Source organism: Endozoicomonas sp. SESOKO4 (genome assembly GCF_024606275.1).
This window is the reverse complement of record NZ_JAHHPS010000282.1, coordinates 1-2854: the sequence shown is the minus strand read 5'-3', so window position 1 is coordinate 2854 and position 2854 is coordinate 1. Positions and strand designations below refer to the sequence as shown.

1 protein-coding gene is annotated in these 2854 nt (G+C 48.1%); it reads left to right on the top strand.

What is annotated here, in order from left to right; all coding sequences use genetic code 11:
* Window positions 1–328: 328 nt before the first annotated feature.
* A partial coding sequence (locus KDK16_RS05335) for a hypothetical protein (protein WP_257275028.1) occupies window positions 329–2854 on the top strand: 2526 nt, incomplete at its 3' end.

Below are 2854 nucleotides of genomic sequence, written 5' to 3'. Positions count from 1 at the left end.
ATGTTTATGAGAGTTGTCAGGAATTAGATTTACTTGATGGGAGTGGGAGTACTTTATAAAAAGACCTGTGTCGTCTTACAGAATAGAAGCTTCTGAAAAAAAGCTTTTTACCAATTCTGTTCATGGTAGGCTCGCCATTTCGGTGCTATACAATCTGACGCAAACATCACTGAATGGGCCTGAGCCTTATGTCAGATGACGTACGAATTTGGCCCAATAGCGAATGGATTCACAGACGCTGATTTTTAAGTCTGGATCTATGAGACGATCACAACAAAACCAAATTTTCTACTCAGTAGTCCGATCACTGCTTCTGCTAGTGACAATAATGTTCGGGGAATCGCTGCCTGCACTGGGACTCGTCGGCTCAAACCCGCTGCCAGCTCATTTCTTGTATGCCGGTAAGTTAGCTGAACCTGAACTGCCCAAGCCTCTTCGCGGGTGTCACAAAACGCTGGTTCCCATGCTTTCAGGCCCTGCGGATCCCAGCGGTGGGAATGAGTTGTTGCCCCTGCCCTTTTGGTCAATGAAGCCAACCCGCCACATTAACCTGTTGGCTATGTCCCCTGAAGTTCCGGAGAACACTTCCAATATGCTGATAGCCACGGGGGCTGCCGGGGGAGATGATGGCGATAAGCCACCTGACGGAAACCACTGGGATTCTCACCCGGAGCCCCAGCCTGACGTTCCCCTTGCTCTCAGCCCTGTTAAAAAATGCCTGCAACATAAAAGACAACTCCTTCGAATGTTACGCATTAAACGTCTATGGGCAACTATGACAGGCCAAACCACGCTGGCCCGGATTTTGTCAGACCGGATCATGGTGACTGAAGCGGATCTTCTGGATCTGGAAAGATCAGATCCCGACACGATGCATCCGGGGCTGATTGGGAGATGGTTGGCAGGGCATGATCAGGAACTCTGTGTTTACCGTGAGATCATTTCTGGCAAATATTCTGGCCGACAGGCGGGCACCAGGAAAAAGAATCAACCCTCCAGAATAATCAAAGCATCAACCACCTCGACAACAGGCCAGATGAGCGGAGCCGCTGCCCGTAAACAGACAACCGGTTCGGCGGGCGACAGTGGTGATGGAGACGATGAGTCACTGAAACCTTCAGCAGAGCAGGATACCAGAGGTTCGGTTGTCACTTGTTCGAAGTGTCACAAGCCACTGAATCAACAGGAATTAAGTCGGATAGCCAATGAAGCAGCCGTTTCAGCGTTTTTATGCAACAACTGCCTGGCGGGTACTCACGGTCAAAAAAGAGCAAGACAACCCCAGAAAGAAACAGAGCCGGATGCATCAGAACCTGATCAGAAAAAAAAGAAGGGCTCGGGCAGAAAGAGAAATCATTCAAAAACAGTTGTGGCAGGGGCTCCGGCCAAAAAAAGGAATCGGGCAGCCCCCCAGATCCCCGATGACCTATTGAAAAAAATGAAAGAAAGTATCCAATACGAATTAAGTAAGGAAGAGCTGGAAAAAGCACAAACCCTGATTGAGATATTCAAGAAAAAAAACATCAATGTAAAAGACACTTTTTATAAGCTTCTTTGTTTCGTTGAGAGAGAGTCTTTTAATGCTTTCTTCGATAATGCCGCAACTTTTTTTGGGCACCTTTCTGAAAACTTCAAAAATACAGGCATGCTAACCTGCATGCTAAATTGCACAAAAAAGCATATCCTCAGTTTCGCAAAACGTAGCCAGTGTGAACTCGAATATTTAGCGAGTTTGGATATATTGACTTCCTTCTCGTCTATGAATAATGGCAAAGGTGTGCCCACACATGAGGAAGTGAAAGCAATACTGGGCTGGCCTGAATGGAAGGATAAGCGTGGTGAGTTCAACATGAAGTTGTTCCGCGCCTTCTCGTCAATGTGTAACACAAAAGGCTTGCCAAAACATGAGGAAGTGGCAGAGATACTGAGCTGGCCGGAGTGGCAAGAGGAGGATGGTGAGTTCAATATGGAGCTATTCCGATCCTTCTCGTCCATGTACAACGCAAGAGGCATGCTCAAACATGAGCATGTGAAAGAGGTTCTGGGCTGGCCCGAATGGAAAGACAAGGATCGCGAGTTCAGTATGGAGCTATTCCGCACCTTCTCGTCCATGAATCATGGCAAAGGCGTGCCCGAACATGAGCAAGTAAAAGAAGTGCTGAGCTGGCCTGAATGGAAAAACAAAGATGGCCAATTCAACATGGAGCTGTTCCGCGCCTTCTCGTCCATCAACAGTAGCAAAGGCATACTCAAACGTGAAGAAGTGAGAGAGGTACTGAACTGGCCGGAATGGAAAGACGCAGATCGCGAGTTCAGTATACAGCTATTCCGCGCTTTCTCGGGCATGAATCATACCAAAGGCGTGCCCAAACATGAGCAAGTGAAACAGCTGCTGGGTTGGCCTGAATGGAAAGACAAAGATGGCCAATTCAACATGGAGCGGTTCCGCGCCTTCTCGTCCATGAATAGTAGCAAAGGCATGCTCGACCATGAGGAAGTGAAAGAGGTGCTGGGTTGGCCTGAATGGAAAGACAAAGATGGCCAATTCAACATGGAGCTGTTTCGCGCCTTTTCGTCCATGAATAATGGTAAAGGCTTGCCAAAGCATAATGAAGTGGAAGAAATACTGGGGTGGCCAGAATGGAAAGACAAGGATGATGAGTTCAATATGGAGCGGTTCCGCGCTTTCTCGTCCATGAATAATGGCCAGGGCGTGCTCAAACATCAGGAAGTGATAGAGGTGCAGGGCTGGCTGGAATGGAAAGACAAAGATGGCCAATTCAACATCGAGCTGTTCCGCGCCCTGTCGTCCATGAATGCTAGCAGAGGCCTGCCCAAGCATGAGCAAGTGAAA